This is a genomic window from Mucilaginibacter sp. SJ, assembly GCF_028993635.1.
In the GTDB taxonomy this organism is placed as follows: domain Bacteria; phylum Bacteroidota; class Bacteroidia; order Sphingobacteriales; family Sphingobacteriaceae; genus Mucilaginibacter.
Map to the genome: position 1 here is coordinate 6,196,673 of NZ_CP118631.1, position 21,675 is coordinate 6,218,347.

At 42.4% G+C, this 21,675-nt stretch carries 14 protein-coding genes; 6 read left to right on the top strand and 8 right to left on the bottom strand.

Annotated features, from left to right (window positions below; genetic code table 11):
- Positions 1-150: 150 nt before the first annotated feature.
- The gene (gene lpdA, locus MusilaSJ_RS25480; protein WP_274987569.1) at positions 151-1,542 is read right to left on the bottom strand and encodes a dihydrolipoyl dehydrogenase; all 1,392 of its coding nucleotides are present in this window, start codon (positions 1,540-1,542) and stop codon (positions 151-153) included.
- A gap of 398 nt (positions 1,543-1,940) precedes the next feature.
- On the opposite strand from lpdA, the gene MusilaSJ_RS25485 reads away from it, so the two are divergent.
- The gene (locus MusilaSJ_RS25485) at positions 1,941-5,270 is read left to right on the top strand and encodes a TonB-dependent receptor (protein ID WP_274987570.1); all 3,330 of its coding nucleotides are present in this window, start codon (positions 1,941-1,943) and stop codon (positions 5,268-5,270) included.
- A 188-nt stretch (positions 5,271-5,458) separates the two neighbouring features.
- Here MusilaSJ_RS25485 and MusilaSJ_RS25490 read toward each other — a convergent pair whose 3' ends face one another.
- Together MusilaSJ_RS25490 and MusilaSJ_RS25495 are read right to left on the bottom strand one after the other, a co-directional pair.
- Positions 5,459-6,148, bottom strand: a complete 690-nt coding sequence (locus MusilaSJ_RS25490) for a sterol desaturase family protein (RefSeq protein ID WP_274987571.1) — start codon at positions 6,146-6,148, stop codon at positions 5,459-5,461.
- An 18-nt stretch (positions 6,149-6,166) separates the two neighbouring features.
- Positions 6,167-7,348: an AIR synthase related protein gene (locus MusilaSJ_RS25495; RefSeq protein WP_274987572.1), complete on the bottom strand. Its 1,182-nt coding sequence runs from the start codon at positions 7,346-7,348 to the stop codon at positions 6,167-6,169.
- 500 nt (positions 7,349-7,848) lie between these two features.
- Here MusilaSJ_RS25495 and MusilaSJ_RS25500 point away from each other — a divergent pair, with 500 nt between their 5' ends.
- On the top strand, positions 7,849-9,543 hold the full coding sequence (locus MusilaSJ_RS25500) for a chloride channel protein (protein ID WP_274987573.1): 1,695 nt from the start codon (positions 7,849-7,851) through the stop codon (positions 9,541-9,543).
- 346 nt (positions 9,544-9,889) lie between these two features.
- Here the strand turns inward: MusilaSJ_RS25500 and MusilaSJ_RS25505 are convergent, their stop codons facing one another.
- Positions 9,890-12,064, bottom strand: coding sequence for a glutamine synthetase III family protein (locus MusilaSJ_RS25505; protein ID WP_274987574.1), 2,175 nt, complete (start codon positions 12,062-12,064; stop codon positions 9,890-9,892).
- A gap of 599 nt (positions 12,065-12,663) precedes the next feature.
- Here MusilaSJ_RS25505 and MusilaSJ_RS25510 point away from each other — a divergent pair.
- From MusilaSJ_RS25510 to MusilaSJ_RS25520, 3 genes are all read left to right on the top strand, one after another.
- Positions 12,664-14,271, top strand: coding sequence for an ammonium transporter (locus MusilaSJ_RS25510; RefSeq protein WP_274987575.1), 1,608 nt, complete (start codon positions 12,664-12,666; stop codon positions 14,269-14,271).
- A 295-nt stretch (positions 14,272-14,566) separates the two neighbouring features.
- A complete protein-coding gene (locus tag MusilaSJ_RS25515) occupies positions 14,567-15,607 on the top strand; it encodes an outer membrane beta-barrel protein (RefSeq protein WP_274987576.1) in 1,041 nt (346 codons plus the stop codon).
- A 72-nt stretch (positions 15,608-15,679) separates the two neighbouring features.
- A complete protein-coding gene (locus tag MusilaSJ_RS25520; protein ID WP_274987577.1) occupies positions 15,680-16,279 on the top strand; it encodes a DUF4468 domain-containing protein in 600 nt (199 codons plus the stop codon).
- Between the two features lie 136 nt (positions 16,280-16,415).
- Here MusilaSJ_RS25520 and MusilaSJ_RS25525 read toward each other — a convergent pair whose 3' ends face one another.
- Positions 16,416-17,726, bottom strand: coding sequence for an ammonium transporter (locus MusilaSJ_RS25525; protein WP_274987578.1), 1,311 nt, complete (start codon positions 17,724-17,726; stop codon positions 16,416-16,418).
- A gap of 153 nt (positions 17,727-17,879) precedes the next feature.
- The gene (locus tag MusilaSJ_RS25530) at positions 17,880-18,236 is read right to left on the bottom strand and encodes a hypothetical protein (protein WP_274987579.1); all 357 of its coding nucleotides are present in this window, start codon (positions 18,234-18,236) and stop codon (positions 17,880-17,882) included.
- A gap of 296 nt (positions 18,237-18,532) precedes the next feature.
- Between MusilaSJ_RS25530 and MusilaSJ_RS25535 the strand changes: the two genes are divergently transcribed.
- Positions 18,533-19,372 carry an energy transducer TonB gene (locus tag MusilaSJ_RS25535; protein WP_274987580.1) on the top strand — a complete coding sequence of 280 codons (840 nt, stop codon included), beginning with the start codon at positions 18,533-18,535 and terminating at the stop codon, positions 19,370-19,372.
- Positions 19,373-19,896: 524 nt separating this feature from the next.
- On the opposite strand, the gene MusilaSJ_RS25540 is transcribed toward MusilaSJ_RS25535, so the two are convergent.
- Both MusilaSJ_RS25540 and MusilaSJ_RS25545 read right to left on the bottom strand, forming a co-directional pair.
- Positions 19,897-20,937 (bottom strand): hypothetical protein, encoded by a 1,041-nt coding sequence (locus MusilaSJ_RS25540; RefSeq protein ID WP_274987581.1) that lies wholly within the window; start codon positions 20,935-20,937, stop codon positions 19,897-19,899.
- Between the two features lie 184 nt (positions 20,938-21,121).
- On the bottom strand, positions 21,122-21,604 hold the full coding sequence (locus MusilaSJ_RS25545; RefSeq protein WP_274987582.1) for a YybH family protein: 483 nt from the start codon (positions 21,602-21,604) through the stop codon (positions 21,122-21,124).
- Between the last annotated feature and the right edge of the window lie 71 nt (positions 21,605-21,675).

Genomic DNA, 21,675 nt, shown 5'->3' on the forward strand with positions numbered 1-21,675 from the left:
AATAATATTTTAAAGATAAGTTGTAGTTATAAGGTATGAAACTAAAAAGCCTCAAACCAAATGCAATGCATTTAATTTGAGACTTTAAATATGTATTGTAGCTGTAACTATCAACCATGGTCTATGGTCTATCGACCATGGGCCAGAATACTACAAATGGATACACTCGCCGTAAGCTTCGGCAGCGGCTTCCATTACAGCTTCGCTCATGGTTGGGTGAGGGTGTACCGATTTGATGATCTCATGACCGGTAGCTTCCAGCTTGCGGGCGGTAACTACTTCGGCAATCATTTCGGTAACGTTGTAGCCAAGCATGTGAGCTCCCAAGAACTCGCCGTATTTGGCATCAAATATCACTTTTACAAAGCCATCTTTAGCACCGGCAGCACTTGCCTTACCTGATGCCGAGAATGGGAATTTACCAACTTTAACTTCATACCCAGCCTCTTTAGCTGCTTTTTCGGTATAACCAACAGAAGCAACTTCTGGGGAGCAATAGGTACAGCCCGGAATGTTGTTATAATCAAGCGGGTGAGGGTTTTGACCGGCAATTTTTTCAACGCAGATGATACCTTCGGCAGATGCTACGTGAGCAAGGGCCTGGCCTTTAACAATATCGCCAATGGCGTAAACACCCTCAACATTGGTACGATAGAAATCATCAACCAACACTTTGCCGCGCTCGGTTTTAACGCCGTTTTCTTCAAGGCCGATGCCTTCGAGGTTAGTGGCGATACCTACTGCAGAAAGAACGATCTCGGCTTCAAGGGTTTCGGTACCGGTAGCTGTTTTTACAGTTACTTTGCACAGATCGCCGCTGGTATCAACCGACTCCACATTGGAGCTGGTCATGATATTAATGCCCTGTTTTTTAAGAATGCGGTTTAATCCTTTTGATACATCCTCATCCTCTAACGGAACAATATTATCTAAAAACTCAACTACGGTAACTTTTGTACCTATTGAGTTATAAAAATAAGCAAACTCGATACCGATAGCGCCCGAACCAACTACAACCATTGATTTGGGTTGCTGAGGCAATACCATGGCCTGGCGGTAACCGATAACTTTTTTACCATCCTGTTTCAGGTTAGGTAACTCGCGCGAGCGGCCACCTGTAGCTAATATTATGTGTTTTGCACTGTAGGTTTTAGCTGAGCCATCGGCAGCTTTAACTTCAACAGCGCCTTTGCTTTTCAGTTTACCAAAGCCAACAAGAACATCTATCTTGTTTTTCTTCATCAAAAACTGAACACCTTTGCTCATGCCATCGGCAACGTTACGGCTTCTTTTAACAACCGCGGCAAAATCAACTTCGCCGGCGCCGTTAATTTTAATACCGTAATCGGCACTGTGGTTAAGGTATTCAAAAACCTGGGCGCTTTTTAATAAAGCCTTGGTTGGGATACAACCCCAGTTCAAACAGATACCGCCTAATGATTCTTTTTCGACAATGGCGGTTTTTAAACCAAGCTGGGAAGCGCGGATAGCAGCAACGTAGCCACCCGGACCAGACCCAATAACAATTACATCGTAATCCATATTATTATTGATATACTTTAATTTCGTTTCAAAGGTAAATAAGCTGCGCGGATTTTTGTGGTTTTTCCGCAGGCCCCTATTTTTTGAATGCCAAAGCTAAGGAAAAGGGCTGAAACCAAAAAATGTACTGCAGGTATATATCACCTGCCGGGTGTTATTTATATCTGCGCTGTGTCATAAAAGCAAAGGGTGTAAGGTAACCGTTATGCCCGGATATGATTTAAACCATATTATTTGTAATATTTTCATTGTTTTTGACGGTTGTTTTATGGTTTTTATACTTATAATGTAAAATGTTGATAAATATATAATAATTGTTAACGTTAACTTAACATTGGTAATTAGTTCATTAATTATCTTTGCGCCAATTAATTAAACGTATAATAAAAAAGCAATTTATGAGGAAGCATTACCTTCTCTTATTACTTCTCATCGGCTTTTCGTTCTTCACTGGTAAGAGCGTATTAGCCCAGGGTGTAACCACCGCCAGCATTAACGGTACCGTTACCGATGCTAAAGGTGCTATTCCCGGTGCAACCGTAACAATTACACACATCCCAACAGGTACTGTGTATTCAACTGTAACCCGTGCCGACGGTCGTTACAACATCCCTAACTTAAGGGTAGGCGGCCCCTACACTTTCAAAGTAACTTTTATTGGTTACGCAAATTATGTTCAGGAAGGTATTACGCTTTCAATTGGTCAGGATCAAAGATTAACTGCCGTGCTTAAAGACAATACCACTACTTTGAATGAAGTTAAAGTGGTAGGCACACAAGGTAAAGTGATCAACTCATCACGTACCGGCGCCCGCGAAACTATCAGTCGTCAGCAAATTGAAAACCTGCCTACTGTAGCCCGTTCATTATCTGATTTCACCAAATTAACTCCATCTGCCAACGGTTTAAGCTTTGGCGGTCGTTCAAGTACTTTCAACAACATTACAGTTGACGGTGCTTTGTTCAACAATTCATTTGGTTTATCAGGTACTTTAGGTGGCCAGACAAGCTCTCAGCCTATTTCGTTAGACGCGATCGACCAGATCCAGGTTGATATCGCTCCTTACGACGTACGTCAGGGTAACTTTACCGGCGCCGGTGTAAACACAGTAGTAAAATCTGGTACCAACGAAGTAAAAGGTACTGCTTACTACTTTGCACGTGGTTCAAAACTGCAAGGTTACCACGTTGGCCCAACCAACCTTAATGTAACTGATGTAAACTACCATACAGACGGTGTTGCCGTGGGGGGCCCTATCATCAAAAATAAATTGTTCTTATTTGTATCGGGCGAGCAGGAAAGGATCACTACTCCACCATCTGCAGTTTACGTTGCAGGCCGGACTGGTTTAAGTGGTGCTAACGTATCTAACGTACAGGCTTCAACACTTGATCTGATCAAAACTAAACTTGCCGGTTTAGGTTACAATCCAGGCGATTACGAAGGTTACAACTATCGTACATCAAGCAACAAGTTAACCGCTAAATTGGATTGGAATATCGACAAGAACAACACTTTAAGCGCTAAGTACTTCTACCTGAAATCGTTTAAAGATCAGCCTGCAAGTAACTCAGGTATCAGCAATGGTGGTGTTGGTTACGGTACAACACGTGCCCCAGGTATCAATACTTTACCTTTCTACGGTTCTGGTTATACCATCAACAATAACTTTAATATTGGTATTGTTGAGTTAGATACCCGTTTCAGCAATAAAGTTTCAAACAAATTTACTGTTGGTTACTCTGCTTTAAGAGATTTCCGTAGCTTCCTTGGTAGTTCATCAATCCCTATGGTTGATATAGGTAACGGTACGAGCGATGCTGACGGTAACGTATTAACTCCGGCTTCTGCAACTGCCACCAGCTTTGGTTCTGAACTTTACACAGCTGGTAACTTATTGAATACTAACATCTTCCAGATTTCTGATGATGTAACTATTTTCGCCGGCAAACACGAGATCACTATCGGTACAAACAACCAGATCCAGAGCTACACCAACGGTTTCGCTCCTGATTACAATGGTTTATATACTTACAACTCTGCATCTGATTTCTTGAACGACAAACCAGCTGCTGCTTATACTTTACGTTACTCGGCTGTAGGCAATGGTTTCCCTTACGCTAAAATTAAAGCTTCTATTTACAGCGCTTACGTACAGGATAAACTGCACTTAACTGATAACTTCAGGTTAACTTACGGCTTAAGGGCTGATTATGATCAATTTCCTACCACTTTAGCTGCTAACCCCAACGCTGCTGCTTTAACCTTCCAGGGGGGCACTCATGTTGATGTATCTAAATTGCCTAAAAACAGGATCCAGCTTTCACCACGCGTTGGTTTTAACTGGGATGTTAACGGTGATGGTTCAACCCAGTTACGCGGTGGTTCGGGCTTATTTACCGGTTCGGTACCATTTGTATGGATCTCAAACCAGGCATCAAACAACGGTTTATTATTTGGTTCGTACACCATTACCAGGGCAAATGCCACCGATGCTAATAAAGGTCAGTTAATATTTAGCCCGAATATTGATAAAAACAGGCCGGCAAACGCTGCAGCAAATACTTCGTATGAGCTTGACGTTGCCGACCCGAACCTGAAATATCCAAAGATTTGGAGAACCAACTTGGCTGTTGACCAAAAATTACCTGGCGGTATCATCGCTACTATCGAAGGTGCTTACACTAAAGATATCCGTGCTATTTACCACCAAAACTTAGTATTATCTGACGGTTTTACAACTCTTCCGGGTGTTGAAGGTCAAATTCAGTACAATTCAAAAAACACAACCCCGGCAGCTTCTGCAGCTACCGCAGCAAACCCATCTATCACTGGTTTATACTATATGAGAAACACTAAAAAAGGTTTTTCATACTTCATTACCGGTCAATTGCAAAAAAGCTTTACTAACGGCTTTGCAGCAAGCTTTGCTTATACTTACACCAAATCGAAAGACGTTAACGACGGCGGTTCAACCGCAAGCACTATCTGGAGCACCAGGTATGTTGCCGGTAACCCTAACCTTGATAACCTTTCAAACAGCTCATACGTACAGCCAAACCGTATCATTGCTACAGTATCATACCGTAAACAATACGCTAAAAACTTAGCTACTACAGTTGGCCTGGTATTTGAAGCTGCTAACAGCGGCGCTATCTCTTACATCACCGCTAACGACCCTAATAACGACGGTGCTACCAACGATTTGATGTTCATTCCTAAAAATCAGAGCGACATTATCTTAGTTAAAGCTCCTGCCGGTACTAACGGTGTTGCTGACCCACGTACTCCTGCACAAATCTGGAACCAGTTGAACAACTTCATCAACCAGGATTCGTATTTAAGCGCACACAGAGGTCAGTATGCTCAAAGAAATGGTACTATATTGCCAACTTACAAAAGGTTAGATTTACACTTTGCTCAGGATTTCATGATCAAAGCTGGCAAAACTAAAAATACTTTAGAGTTCACTTTCGACGTAATCAACTTTACTAACTTATTGAACCGCAACTGGGGTACCTACCAGGTATCATACAGCGGCTTCAACAATGGTGCAACCACTGTGTTAAGGTATATGGGTAAAGATGCCACCACTGGTCAGGCAACTTATTCATTCCCTTATCTTGATGCTAATAACCAGATCCCTGTTACCAAATCATTCCAAAACGATATCAGCTTAGCTTCTCGTTTCCAGGGACAAATTGGTGTAAGGTATATCTTCAACTAAGAATAACTTATATGTTATATAAAAGTCCCGGTCAATTGGCCGGGACTTTTTTGCTTTTAGCTATCGGTGTTTTGTGCAGAGCTCTTATTGTAAATTTCAACACACAGCAATTAGGAGCAACTAATATTTCTATAAGTAAAGGTGAACTGAAAGATTTGGGATAGATAGTGAGATCAATTATCTGCCTGTCAAGGTTTATACGTTTTGAAGAGTTTATCCCAGATGTTGGTATAAAAACCAAAATTATGATTAATATCAAGGTGATGGCGATGATGAAATGAAGGGGTTCCAAGATACCTGAATGGGAATAGTTTCCGTATGGCTGCGGGTACCGGTTCGACACCCAAATGACCGGTTGTGCCAAAAAACACATTAACGGTAAGGTATATGAGTACGGCATAAAAGTTAAAGCCATACAGCATTAACATAGCAATCCAAAGCGAACCGAAGCTAATAGTTTCGAGCGGATGAAGTACAAACAGATCAATAGGGATAGGATCTGCATAATAATGATGAAATCTGTGCACCACTTTATATACTGCCGAATGATGGATCATGTAGTGGAAAACGAACATAGCGAGATCCATCAGCAGAAAAAGCAGTATGAAATCAAAAATAATAGCCCAGTTTATTTCAAAAGTGAGCTGTAGATACCCATGCTTAAAAAGCCAGAACCCGGCATACGTGATAACTGTATTAATAACGTTGGTAAGCAGGCATATCAATACCTCGTTCCTGCTGGCGGGCTTTATCGGCTTTTTACTTATTTTTAATATAAGCCAACCAAATAGTAGGGCCAAAGCCGTAACAAGCAGGTTTTCGGCCAAAAATATCATCCATAAGTTTATTGATGATAATGCGGCCAAAAAACTAAGCATAAGCGTTACATGATGTTATTATTTGTACTCAAATACCCCAAACTCCGATGTCACGGTCACTTTCTTAATATCCGCCTTTTCCACACGGCCAATGATCTGCGCATCAACACCAAAACTTTTTGAAATATTGATCAGGTCAGCAGCTATAGCTTCAGGTACATAAAGCTCCATACGGTGCCCCATGTTAAATACTTTATACATTTCCTGCCAGCTGGTTTTTGATTCTTCGTGAATGAGTTTAAACAGTGGTGGTACAGGGAACAGATTGTTTTTTATGATATGAAGGCCTTCTACAAAGTGCAATACTTTGGTTTGCGCCCCGCCGCTGCAATGTACCATGCCATGAACCTGGCTGCGGTAGCCATCTAAAATTTGCTTAATGATTGGCGCGTAGGTGCGGGTCGCGCTTAAAACGAGCTTGCCTGCTGTTACGGTTTCACCATTGCCAATGTCAATAGCATCGGTAAGGTTTTTGCTGCCCGAAAAGATCAGCTCGTAAGGGATGGCCGCGTCATAGCTTTCAGGGAATTTATCAGCGATGGTTTTATTGAACACATCATGGCGGGCAGATGTAAGGCCGTTTGAGCCCATGCCGCCGTTGTATTCTTTTTCATAAGTAGCCTGACCGTATGAGGCAAGCCCTACAATTACATCGCCGGGTTCAATGCGGTGGTTTGATATTACATCTTCACGCTTCATACGACAGGTAACCGTCGAATCAACAATGATGGTACGTACCAGGTCACCCACATCAGCAGTTTCACCGCCGGTGGAGTAGATGCCTATGCCGGCTTCGCGCAGTTCGGCTAAAATTTCTTCGGTACCATTAATGATAGCGGCAATAACTTCACCGGGAATGAGGCCTTTATTGCGGCCGATGGTTGATGACAGCAGGATATTATCAGTAGCGCCAACACAAAGCAAATCATCAAGGTTCATGATGATGGCATCCTGGGCTATGCCGCGCCATACCGAGATATCGCCTGTCTCTTTCCAGTAGGTATAAGCCAGGGACGATTTGGTACCGGCACCATCGGCATGCATAATATTGCAGTACTCAGGATCGTTGGTTAAGATATCGGGTACTATTTTGCAGAAAGCTTTTGGGAAAATGCCTTTGTCGATATTTTTTATGGCATTATGAACGTCATCTTTGGAGGCTGATACGCCACGCTGATCATATCTTTGCGAAGAAATCATGGGCAAATATAAGGCAATTAACCCTAATTTTACGAATTGCTGCTATTCAATACAGGGAAATCGCGTTTAAAATAATTCGATCTGTTTTACTAATCTCATACTAAAAAATTTCTACACAAATGCTTTGTAAGCTCTCCACAATTAATCGAATTACACGAATCTTAAATTGATTGAATTCGTGAAATTCGATTAATACGTAAAAATTAGTGTAAAAATTTTTCATTTATTGTTTTTCAATCCGCATGTGGTTAAAAGCGATTGCCCTGCTATTCAATATGCGATTTATATAAACTGCCCGAAATTGTGTTTCTTTGTAAGAAAATAGATCGATGTTTATAATCAGTCTGTTTAATCAGGTTAATCGAAAAACAATTCGCGCTGATAATACTTCATCAGCAGGGTTAGTATGATACTTCTTTATGTTAAAAACGCTTTCTTACAAAATAAACCGCTGGCGGCTAAAACGCAATAGTCAACGTAATTTTTTAATTTATTGCAGCGTGTTTGTAGGTTTTATGGGCGGGCTGGCCGCCGTAGCCCTTAAGTTTTTAGTGCATTTAATGGAAGAGCTAAGCCGGAATATCTCCTCACACTTATATTATCATATAGCTTATGTGTTTTTACCTGCAATAGGCATTTTGGGTACGGTGCTGTATCAGCACCTGATTAACCGCGATAAGATTGAAAAAGGGATAGGTAAGGTACTCATCAATATCAAAAAGAACCGCTCAAACATCAAAGCCAATAATATTTATTCGCATTTAATAACAAGCTCATTAACCATAGGCTTCGGCGGCTCGGCAGGGTTGGAGGCGCCTATTGTTTGTACAGGTACAGCCATCGGTTCAAACGTAGGTAAGTTTTTTAAGCTTACACCCTATGAAAAAACGGTATTGTTAGCTGCTGGCTGTTCGGCGGGTATAGCGGCGGTGTTTAATAGCCCTATTGCCGGGGTGCTTTTTTCGCTGGAGATATTAATAGGAGAGATCACTATTCCTACTTTTATCCCTCTGTTAATAGCCTCTGCTACGGGAGTTGTGGTCTCCAAATTATTGTACTCGGGCCAATTGTTCCATTTGGTTACCGAAGGCTGGGCAATGAACGCCCTTCCATTTTACGTGCTGCTTGGCATATTAAGCGGATGGATAGCTATTTATATATCCAAAGTAGGAGGGAAGCTTGAAGGCGGGATCCTTAAAAAACAAAACCGATATATACGAGCAATTGGCGGCGGCGTGATATTAGGGCTGATCATTGCTGTGTTTCCTCAATTATTTGGCGAGGGGTATCATTATCTCACCGAAATTTTAAATGGTAATATCAGTGTATTAAAGGAAGAAAGCTTTTTTGCCGACTGGCTTTCTGAGCCGCTTGTCATGCTGTTATTTATAGGGGCACTTGTGTTTACAAAGATCATTGCTGCGGGTATTACCATTGGTGCCGGTGGCAATGGTGGTACATTTGCACCTACGGTGTTTACAGGCGCTTTCCTGGGCTTGTTTGTTGCTTATGGGGTTAATCAAACCGGGCTGATACATTTAAATACGGTTAATTTTATTGCGGTGGGTATGGCGGGGGCCCTGGCTGGCGTATTGCATGCGCCCTTAACTGCTATATTCTTGATAGCCGAAATTACCGGTGGATATGTGCTGTTTATTCCGCTCATGATCGTATCGGCTATGTCATACATCATATCGCGTTATTCATCGCCCCATAATATGTACTGGAGCCAGCTGATCCATCATAACAATATTCATCCCGGGCAGGATTACGGCATGCTTAACAGTATAATGCTTGATAGCATCATTAACCGCAAATATACCCCCGTTGATAAACAAATGCCGGTTGGCGAATTTTACCAGGTACTGGCTAAAACCGATGCCAATATTTTCCCGGTGCTTAAAGGGAACGGAAGCCTTGAAGGTGTTGTATTGATAGATGATATTCGCCGGCGCTTGTTCAATAAAGATATCGCGGATGAAAATATAGCCGATATCATGATTGAACCGCCGGCTATAATTGATTATGATCAACCGGCCAGCAGCGTTATGGACACCTTTGATGCCATTGACGTATGGCAGTTACCGGTGGTAAAAGATGAGGTTTTTATCGGCTTTATATCCAAATCAGCATTGCTATCAAAATACAGGGCTGTGATTATTGAACAGCATAAGGCGAGTGATTTGTTTGCGTAGGGATGGATTTTTCAAAAAAAGCATTATTGCGAGGCACGAAGCAATCCCAAACTACACAGGCAGACCTGCTAATCGGGGATTGCTTCGTCATTCCTCCTGCCCATGACATAATTAAAAAATGGGTGTCATGCTGAGCCTGTCGAAGCATAGCGGGGTGGGCTTCTGCGCGCGTCCTTCGACAAGCTCAGGATGACAGCCCATCCACACCTATTGTCATCTCACCTTCAAAGGCCTTCGGATTTACCTCCTCGCAACGACGCTTTTTATATTTTAGAATAGTTGACCAAATAAAAATGCCACTAACTATAAAATTAGTGGCATTCGTATCAATTCGTAAAATTCGCGCTTATTTTATAAACAACAACTCCCTGAATTTAGGCAGCGGCCACTGGCGGTCATCAACCAGTTGCTCCAGTTTATCAACGTGGTAACGGATAGGCTGGAAGAATGATTTTACCTTTTCATCATAATCAATAGCGCGCTGACGAAGGTCGTCGATAACGTTAGCTTTTTTGCGCTCGTCAACCATTTGCTCGGTATTGGTTTTAATGAAGTTCACATGCTCGGAGATCCTGTTAATGATATCAAGCTGCGAGGCATATGTTGCTTTATCCAGGCCAATGTCTTTTAGTCCTTTTACGTTTTCAATCAGTTTGCTTTGATAAGCAATAGCTGCCGGGATAATCACATTCATCACCATTTCGCCAATTACGCGGGCTTCTATCTGCAGCTTTTTGTAGAAAGCATCAAGCAAGATCTCGTGACGTGCATGCGCTTCACGCACGGTGAATACGCCGGTTTCGGCAAAAAGATGTTCCGACTTATCGTTTATTAAAGCATCCAGCGCTTTTGGTGTGGTTTTAACATTGGGTAAACCTCTTAGCGCAGCTTCTTTTTCCCATTCTTCGCTATAACCATTTCCCTCAAAGCGGATGTTTTTTGATTCTTTGATGTACTTTTTGATCACCATTAATAAAGCAAGGTCTTTTTTCTCGCCTTTTTTCATCAGCTTATCTACATCGTATTTGAATTTTTTAAGCTGATCGGCAACGATAAGGTTAAGAATGGTCATCGGGCTGGCCGAGTTGGCTGATGACCCTACTGCGCGCAGCTCAAACTTGTTACCGGTAAAGGCGAAAGGTGAGGTACGGTTACGGTCGGTATTGTCGGGCAAAATTTGCGGGATCTTAGGGATGCCCTGCCATAACAGGTTTTCTTCTTTGATTTTTTTGCTGATGCGGGATGTTTCTATCTCATCAAGCACGTCGCTAAGCTGGCTGCCCAAAAATATAGATATAATGGCCGGAGGGGCTTCATTGGCACCTAAACGGTGGTCGTTATTAACTGATGCAATGGATGCTCTTAACAGATCAGCATGCTCGTGTACCGCTTTTATGGTATTCACAAAAAAGGCAAGGAACATGAGGTTGTTTTTTGGCGTTTTGCCCGGCGATAACAGGTTTTTGCCTGTATTGGTTATCAGGGACCAATTATTGTGTTTGCCCGAACCATTAAGGCCCGCATACGGTTTTTCATGGAGTAATACCTTAAAGTTATGGCGCCTGGCAACACGGTCCATCAAATCCATTAACAGTTGGTTATGGTCGATAGCGAGGTTGATCTCTTCATATATCGGTGCACACTCAAACTGGGATGGAGCAACCTCATTATGGCGGGTTTTAAGCGGGATGCCTAATTGCAATGCTTCGGCTTCCATATCCTGCATGTAAGCATACACACGCTCAGGTATTGAGCCAAAATAATGATCTTCCAACTGCTGGTTTTTGGCCGACATATGGCCGAATAAAGTACGACCGGTTAAATAAAGATCGGGACGGGCATTAAATAAGGCCAGGTCGACCAAAAAGTATTCCTGCTCAATACCTAATGATGCATTTACCTTTTCAATGCCTTTATCAAAATAATGGCAAACATCAACGGCTGCTTTGTCAAGCACGTTCAGTGCCTTTAATAAAGGTACTTTATAATCAAGCGCTTCGCCGGTGTACGATACGAACACTGTAGGGATACATAAGGTACGCGCCATTAAAAAGGCAGGCGAGGAAGGATCCCAGGCGGTATAACCGCGGGCTTCAAAAGTATTGCGGATGCCGCCGCTCGGGAAGCTTGAGGCATCAGGCTCCTGCTGTGCAAGGGCATCGCCCGAAAAACGCTCTATAGCGCCGCCATCTGCAGTGGGCTCAAAAAAAGCGTCATGTTTTTCGGCAGTGGTGCCGGTAAGCGGTTGAAACCAGTGTGTATAATGGGTTGCGCCTTTGCCTAAAGCCCAGGCTTTCATTGCCGAAGCGATCTGTTCTGCCAAATCACGAGGGATCGGCTCACCTTTTTCAATTGAATTTACTATTCCCTGGTAGGCCTCTGATGAAAGGTATTCCTTCATCTTCTTTTTATCAAAAACATTCGATCCGAAATAATCGGAAATTTTTGGTGAAGGCGGTTTTACTTCAGGGATAGTTCTTGAAAGTACATCCTGTAAGGCTTTAAAACGAATATTGGACATATTTTATGAGGTTTAAATAAAGGTTAGTGTTCAAAAATATAACTATCCTTTAAAATATCGGGCAAAATTAAGTGAAATATAACATACCACCTAATGATTAAGAAACGGAAAGAATTTAAAGGAAAATCTTAAATAGCTTGAAATTTTTATCTAAAATGAATAAAACTTTGCTTTTTTAATGTATTTATCCGGGTTTTTTATTTTAAATTGGTGTAAATTGAAATTTAAATCGTAAAAAAATCAAATTTTAGATTTTTTTAATGATGAAATCGAATTTATATTGAAAATAACATTTTTAAATAATCAAAAAATGACATTGCAAAGGCCTTGTTTTTGCAATTTTCATAATTTTTTGATTTTTTACCATTAATTTATCGTTAATAATTTGTTATTCTTAAAAATACTACCTAATTTCAGAAAATAATTTACGAAAACACACCAATTATTATGCTTTTTATAAAAAAATGAAAGAAGTTATAGGCAGGATGAGGGATTTGGAGAAGAAAAGTGGTTTGTAATTCAGGATAGCAATCAAACTAAATTTAAATACAACAATCAAACTAATTAATTTTTAAAAAACAATCAAACTAAATTAAACGATGAAAGTAGGTTCTACAAAACACAACTTCCTAAGTGCAGTCCGACAGCTGACACGTGAAAAATGGGCGCTGGGAGCAACCATTTTTACAGGGAAAATGATTGGCTTATTGCTGGTGTTTGCCGCGATGATGGTTTTGCCGGGTGTATTTGGCACAAAAGCTAACGCTGCCGAAACGTACACCGCCCATGAAACAGCATTAATTAACACAGTTAATACTGTTTGGACACTGGTTGCTGCCTTTTTGGTATTTGGTATGCAGGCTGGTTTCGTTATGCTCGAGGCCGGTTTCGCCCGTAAGCGCGAAACAGTGAACGTGCTGATGGAGTGTATTTTTGATACTTGTCTTTGTGGTTTGCTATTTTACGCTATAGGTTATGCCTTTATGTTTGGCAATGGCAACGGCTTTATTGGCTGGGGCGGTGCTGATGGTAAAACCTGGTTCTTCCTTCAAAATACGCCTGAAACTTATGGTTCAACCGGTATCCCGGTATTGGCACACTGGATTTTCCAGTACGCTTTTGCTGATACCTGCTCAACCATTGTATCGGGTGCTATGATCGGCCGTACCAGTTTCCGTGGCGATATCCTTTACAGTATCGGTATTACCGGCTTTATTTATCCTATCATCGGTCACTGGGCATGGGGTCCGGATGGTTTCCTTGCTACTATGGGAACTTCAGGTTTCTTCAAATCAATAAGCGCTCAGCCTTTCCGCGACTTTGCAGGTTCAACGGTAGTACACACTATTGGTGGCGTAGCTTCCCTGGCTGGTGCAATGGTGTTAGGCCCACGCTTAGGCCGCATATTTGCTCGCGATGATAAAGAAAAAGGCGGTTTACCTGCAGGTCATAACTTATTGGTTGCTGCTGTAGGTGGTTTCTTACTTTGGTTTGGTTGGTATGGTTTTAACCCTGGTTCAACTTTATCGGCAATGGATATGCAGGGTATCGGCCGCGTTGCTGCAAACACTACGCTTGCTGCCTGCGCCGGCGGTTTTACCGCTATGCTTGCTGCTTTATGGTTTGGCCCAACAAAAGGCAAATTTGATTTAGCCTTTACTATTAATGGTTTCCTTGCAGGTTTAGTTGCTATTACCTGCCCTTGTTACTGGGTTAGTCCGTTTGGCGCTATCATGCTTGGTGCTATTTCAGGCTTCATTATCTTCGGCGGTGTTTACCTCATTGAGTGGTTCCGTATCGATGATCCGGTTGGTGCAGTATCGGTACACGGCTTTAACGGTATCTGGGGTACTATTTCTTTAGGTTTATTCGCTTCTGGTCAATATGGTGCTACAGGCCCAACAGGTGCTGATAATTCTGCCCCGGTAACTGGTTTATTTTACGGCGGTGGCTTTGATGTATTAAAAGCTCAGCTAATCGGTAGCCTTACTATTACCCTTGCAGTATTCGTGGTTTCTTATGTGATGATGTTTGTGATCAATAAATTAGGTCATCCATGGAAATTACGTATCGAAGAGCATGGTGAAACAGGTGCAGGTGGTATCGACGTGTTCGACCATGGTATCGAGGTTTACCCTGTTCAGGATGATGAAATCAGCTTAAGCGGCCTTTTTGATAATGGCGCCAAGGTTGCTTCTGAAGCCTGATCATATAGGAGCTTAACAGCTTAAACAGAGATATTGATGCCTTGTGCGGTTGGAGAGTGGTAGTACTAAGTCAGTAGTACTGAGTTTAAAGTCAAAAAGTTCATTTTTTGACTTTAAACTAAAAACTGATGACTTAAAACTTTAAATGAACGTTGCCAACCGTACAGGGATTTTTTATGCCGGCACATAAACTATCCTTTTAACTGCAAGGTGTTGATAATCAAATAATAACAGTGTATTTCCCAAAAAACAACAATTAACAAATAGTTTATCAATTCACAATTAAATCGTTATCATGAAAAAAGTATTTCTACTCTTCTCATTTTTTTCAATTGCGGCCTTTACGGTTAAGGCTCAGGACACGGTTAAAACAACCTCGGATGCCCCTCTGGTGATCTACGGTTCGGTAGATACCTATTATAAATATGATTTTGCTGACAAAGGCTCACAAATCCCTACCAGCTTTGCAAGTGATCATAATTCAGTATCAATTGGTATGATTGACCTGGGTTTGAAGAAAAAAGTAGGTAAAGCTGCATTTGTGGGCGAGCTTTCATTTGGTCCGCGTGGACAAAGCCAGTCGATCCCTAATGGTCCCGACGGCGATTCATTCCACATTCAGAATTTATACGTGTCATATGATCTTACCGATAAATTAAACCTTACCGGTGGTTATATGGCTACCTTTATTGGTTATGAGGTTATCAGCCCGGTAGGTAACTTTAACTACTCTACTTCGTATTTATTCACCAACGGCCCGTTCCAAAATCCTGGTGTTAAATTAACTTACGCGTTTAGCGATAAGGTAAGTTTAATGGCCGGTATTTTTAATGATACCTGGAACTACTATACTTCAACCAAAAAAGTAAATACTTTCGGCTCACAGTTGTTTGTGTCTCCTGTAAAAGGATGGACTGCTTATCTTAACCTTGCTACCGGAAGTACTTCAGGTACTGAAGTTGATTTGACAACAGCTTATCAAATTACCGACGCCTTTAAACTGGGCTTAAACGGTGCCACTTACTCTGCCCCTGATAATGGCGGCGGTTTTAGCGGCGTTGCTTTGTATCCGCAGTTAGCAGTGTCAAAAACTGTAACTTTGGGCTTAAGGGGCGAGTATTTTAAAACTAAAAAAGGTGCATTGCAAACTTTTGGTCCTCCTCCGGGCGAAAATGTTAAAGCATTTACCTTTACTGCAAATATTAAATCAGGTCCGCTTACTTTCATTCCCGAAATCAGGTTAGATCATGGCTCATCTACTTCATTCCTTAACCATTCCGGCGATCCTTCAAAATCAGCCGGTCAGTTTGCTGTAGCGGCTGTGTACGCTTTCTAAAAAAAAATAATTTAATCTATTTTTATCATGAGCCGTTCCGGAATTATCCGGAGCGGCTTTTATATTTGTTACATGAAAAAGATACTATTAGGCTTTGTCGGTCTCCTTTTTTCATTAGGCGCTCTTGCGCAGAAGGATTCGCTGGCTTTTGATGAGAATAATAAATACATTTATTATAAAACGGTTGATCAGCCTGGCTTTATTGCAGATTCGCTTTACAGCAGGGGATTGTATTTTTTAACCAAGGCCTATCCTAAAAAGATGCTGAAACTGGCAAAGGCTGATAAGGCTGGCAATGCACTCGCCGGTACGGGTATTTTTTTGGTTAACAAAAAAGGGCTGATGGGTAATAGTGAAGGCGGCGAGCTAAGCTACACGCTTAAAGTAGAGGTAAAGGATGGTAAATACCGTTATTGGTTAACGGATTTTGTTTATCAGCCATATCAGCGTAATCGTTATGGTAATGTGGAACATATGCATGGCAAGGATGTTGCCCTGGAAAAGGCGTCTGAAAAATTATCAAAGGCCGATTTTACCGCCTGTTTAAACCAGGTGCTGAGCAACAGCAAGCATGTAGGTGATAATTTAAAGGCTTATATGCTTAAAACGTCGTCGCTTGAAAAGCCGGCAGAAGTTAAAAAAGTGAAAAGAGTATCGACTAAAGAATGGTAGTTTTCTTGAGTTTGCAGTTGCAGGTTTGCAGTTGGCAGTAAATAATGCCCATGAAATAAAAGAGCCGCACGCTGTAAAGGGTGCGGCTTATTTTTATGTTGTTAATTGGGTTTAATCAGGTAGGGGTAGGATCTGGTTACAGTTCCTCGTCGTGCTGGCTGATGTCCAGGCCTGCAAGCTCTTCTTCTGGTGTTACACGCAGTGTGCTGATCATGTCGGTGATCTTTAATAAGATGAATGAGCCGAAGAAAGCGAAGGCCGATACACCTACAAGTGTAATTAAGTGAACGATGAAAAGGTGTGTTTCGCCGTAAAATAAACCATTGCCGGTTGTGTTGGCTGAGTTTACGTTTTGGTGTGCAAATACACCGGTTAATAACATACCTACCATACCGCCTACACCATGGCATGGGAATACGTCGAGGGTATCATCAATGCTGGTTTTTGTTCTCCAGATCACAACCAGGTTACTTACCACTGCTGCTACGATACCGATAATTAATGAGTGAGGGATAGTTACATAGCCCGCTGCCGGAGTGATAGCCACCAAACCTACAACCGCACCGATACAGGCACCCAATACACCTGGTTTTTTTCCGCGAAGGATATCAAAGAACATCCAGGCCATAGCAGCTGCAGCTGATGCTGTAGTGGTTGTTGCCAAAGCGGTTGCTGCCAGTGTGCCCGAACCCAGGGCCGAACCTGCATTAAAGCCAAACCAGCCAAACCACAATAAGCCTGTGCCTAATAACACATAACTGATACGGGCGGGATTATGAGATGTTTCATTACGGCCTTTTAAATATATGGCTGATGCTAAAGCTGCCCAGCCTGCACTCATGTGCACCACGGTGCCGCCGGCAAAGTCAAGTACGCCTTTTCCGAAAAGGAAGCCTTTTGGATGCCAGGTAGCGTGTGCCAAGGGTGCATATATAAACACCATGAACAGGCAAAGGAAGATAACGTAAGAGTTGAAGCGGATCCTTTCGGCAAACGCGCCGGTGATGAGGGCCGGGGTGATAACCGCGAATTTTAACTGGAACATAGCAAACAGTATCAGCGGGATAGTTGGAGCAAGTTCCCAGGTGGCATTGCCTAATGTGCCTTTCATCATAAAGAAAGTGCCGGGATTGCCGATAAAGCCACCAAACTCATCTTCGCCAAAGGCAAGGCTAAAGCCGAATATTACCCATATAACAGTAATTACACCCATACAAACAAAGCTTTGCAGCATGGTTGACAGTACGTTTTTTTTGCTCACCATACCGCCATAAAAAAATGCCAGGCCAGGAGTCATGATCAGTACAAGGGCGGTGCTTACTAATAGCCAGGCGGTATCACCTGTATCAATTTTGCTGTCTTTAATGGTTGTAAGAGTAACTGAAGGGTATAGAAGGGCTAATACAATTACAATTAAAAGTATGCCGAAGGGTATGAATTTTTTCATGTTTTGGGTTTAAGGGAGGAAAAATGAAAATTTGAATAATACTGCCCGGTATCCAATCAAAAATACCGGACAGCATTAAAACTAAATTTTTTTAAAAAACAATAAATCCTGCATGCTTAATCAGAGCATGAGGGTTGGTTTATTGTTTTTTGCCTACCAAAAATCGTGAAACGGAAAAAGGATGAGCTTGCGGAACCTGGAGAGCTTACTCGTATCCAGCCCGCAAATAAAATCAAGGTATTTAAATTTAATGGCGTAGCCGCCGGGCGTTGTTACAAAGGCTTGTAAAGAATGTGCGCCCCTATGCTGCTGTACATTAATAGCGGGCGTGAGTGCATTATTGAGTGCGAATTCAAAATTTAACGGGCGATGATGCGGTATAGCCGCGGATACCGTGGTTTTTTTTGTGGTTTTATGGTAATAATGGTATAATCCACCCTTGGCGGATGCAGTGAAGCCGCTAAAGAGTAAAAAAAATAAGGCGATAAGTTTATAAAGCCTGTTAACCATATCTAAAAGTAATAAAAAAATAAAATAACTGCACTTTTTTTTAAAATATTTTAAGATTTTGATGATTTATGTATTAAAATTAAGTTTAAATGAATGTTTTTGTGATGTTTTTATTTAATTGATAATAAAAACGGGCTTTGTTGTTGATTTTTAAAACAGGTTATTATGATTTGATGGTTTTTATTCGAAGATGAAAATTTGATGAAGAATTAAACGAAATTATTTTTGATAAATTTGATTTTGCACAAAATATAATATAAGTATGGTCGTTATAATTAAAATTTAATTCCGAAACTATGCTTATCACCAAATTTGATTTGTACAATGCCGAGTGGCTCGACCTTGTATTTGACCATCGCAACAAAAATTACGGCGCTTATGAATTAAGACAAAGCTATGGGCGTACCATGGCAAAATCCATGGGAATCGCCTTTGCAGCAGTAGCCCTTTTATCGGCTGCAGCCATTATTTTTAAGGCAAAGCCGAAGCCAATTGATAATAGCCGGACAATTGAAGTGACACTTGATCCTTCCATCCCTAAACCACCTGTTGAGGCTAAACCCAAGCAACCGGATGCTCCCGCCCCAATCGAGCATCAAAAACCAGCTGTTCCGGTTGAAACAAAAGGTTTCACCACGCCGCACCTGGTAACAACAGAGCCGCCGACAGAGCCGCCTACCATAGATCAACTAAAGGATGTTGCCATTGGGCCGGTGGATGTAGCGGGGAAGAGTGGAACAGATAATGTAACCAAAACGGACGGAGGAACGCCCGGAGGAACCGGAACTGCCAAAGTTGATGAGGGTGTTCATACACTTGGCGAAGTACTTGAAGTGATGCCCGAACCTGTTGGCGGGGCTGCAGCATGGGCAAAGTTTCTGCAGAAAAACCTACGCTTTCCGGGAGCCGCACAAGATGCGGGCGTTTCGGGCAGGGTATTTATGAGCTTTATTATTGAAAAAGATGGTACGCTTTCAAATATCAAGGTTGACCGTGGGGCCGGTTATGGTTTTGATGAAGAGGCAACCCGTGTACTAAAACTAGCCAAAGCCTGGAAACCGGGTGTGCAAAACGGCCAGAATGTGCGGGTAAGGTACAGCATCCCAATAAGCTTTCAGTTAGCGACAGAAGAATAGGTAATAATTTGCTGTGTGTTTTTAATTAAATGTGTGTTATATAGTAGCTAACTGTTTCGGCCCCGCTTACGCGGGGCTTTTTGTTATCCATCATGCCTCCCGGAAGTTGTTTATGAACAGGTAAAACATTTTTAGTAGAGACGTATCACATGCGTTTTTCATTGGGCAAGCTGCTTTTAAAGCGTTCTAATCCGTCTTAAATTGCACACTGGAGACGCATGTGATGCGTCTCTACAATAAAAAACAATAAAAAGGCATTGTTTCGGATAACCACCTGGAGAACCCGGAAAAAGTTGTGAAGATGTTTAAAATATAACTTAGGATTGGTGCGCGTGGGCGCGTTAGTGATAGGAGCGGATACAGGCCAATGAGCATAAGGCCTGCAGGCGTATGAGCGGATAGCACGGCCGCAGGCAACGCCCATATTATACTATTGATCGGGAAGATACATTTCCTGATCAGTACCTTACAGTCGCGTTATTATAAGTAATGAAGCAATCGCGCCTTTTTTAATAAAATTTTCATCAGGCTGTTTTCAAATAGCCCCTTAATACCTCATTATATAAAGACTGTGCCGAAACTATCGCCGAGTATTTCCCACTTTCTGTTATCACGATAAAAGGGTCTTCATTAGCGAACAGCGCGTTTGTTTGCTGCTCATTATCCCAGTTTTTGTCTATCTGTTTTTTTATCAGTACCGGCTTAAATAAACTATCAAGGTGCACGGTGCTGATGTGCTTTGCGCCGCCTGTGCTTTCAATAATTTGGCCAAGTTCGTTCTGTAAAAGTTGCTCGGTTAATAATTCGTTAGGTAAACCGGTGGTGGTTGAAAACGCCATCCAGGCGTGGCCCAGGGCAAGTGCACCCTGCATCCAGGGCGGTGGTGGCGGAGCATTATAATAACTGCCGGGCGGCAAGACGGCTAAGGGGCTTAATAATGCCCATTGCGCGGCAGCCGCACGGGCGGCATAAAAGGTTCTTAAATATCGCGGGTCTTCTTTTAGCAGCTGTTCCAGCAGGTCGCCGGGACGGGCCCAGCCTAAATAAGTTTGCTCTCTTGCTTCAGCAGTTGCTACAAAAACAATTTTATCGGGCTTTTTAAGGCGGTCGGCGCCGGCCAGTAAAACTAACAACCGGGTTTCCCACCAGGCGTGCCCATCTTCAAGGTCAATCACGGCAACGCCCGAAGAAGTAGCCGCGCGCAGTGTTTCGAGGATATTGGAGGTGCCGCTGTCGGCAACATACTGGCCGCGTACCCCGATATTGGCGGGCACAGTAAAGCCCGAATTTGACAGTTGCTGGATTTTTGAAAAGTCGATCTTGAGGTCGCCATAGCCTATGCTGCCCCCGCGCTCAATAACTACATTGAGAATTGCGAGGACGATAGGGAGCAGGCTAAGGATAAAAATGCCAATTAAAACGGTGTTATTGGCCGAATCGGCAGGCCAGCCTGTATAAGTACGGAGCACTGCGGTGAGCAGCAGGAGCACGAATAAAACAACAACGGCAGTAATGATACTTACCTTTGGCGTAAAGGGCCAAAAACTATGATCGCGCGGTTTCATTTATTTCGCCAATTGTGCTTGTGTAAATGCTAATTGCTGGTTGGTATGGTTTTATTGCTGTTAGATGAATGAAATTAAATATAAATTATTGAAAAGCAATGCGTTGAACCACGTTTTGCGTGTGCGGTTTTTACGCGAATGTAAAAAGCGGCGTTATTTTACTGACAGCTGAGCCTGAACAGAATTATTTTGCAACTTCAGGAGCGGCCTGGGCCATTTCCCTTATAGAAACCCAGCCATAAGGGCTGTCTTTATATCTAACAAAGACGGTCATTGACCGACCCCGGCCTACAGACGACTTGCCGCCATTTACCGGTGTTGCCCTAAACGCGAATATGCAGGTTTCGATAATGGTGTTGCCATTAAACGCGGTACTTTCAACCTGGTTCTGAATTAATTCCATCCTGGATGTACGGAACATGGCCGTTAACTGCCGGGCCAGCTGCGCGCGACCGGTAACCACATTGCTGCCTCCAAAATATTTAACAATATCGGGATGGTGCAGCGCTACTATAGCCTTTACGTCACTGTGAGCAAAAGCCGCGGTAAAAGCGGCCTTGGTTTTTTGAAGGGCAACTTTGTCGGCGGCAAGGTTATCGCTTTGGGGTGCTGACGAGCAGCCGCAAAATATTAAAACGATGAAAATAAGGTAGCGTGATGTTTTCATACCGGCTATTGGTTTTTGATAACAAAATAGGGAATGTTAACGGGATGGGTTTGATGAATTGATGATTGTGT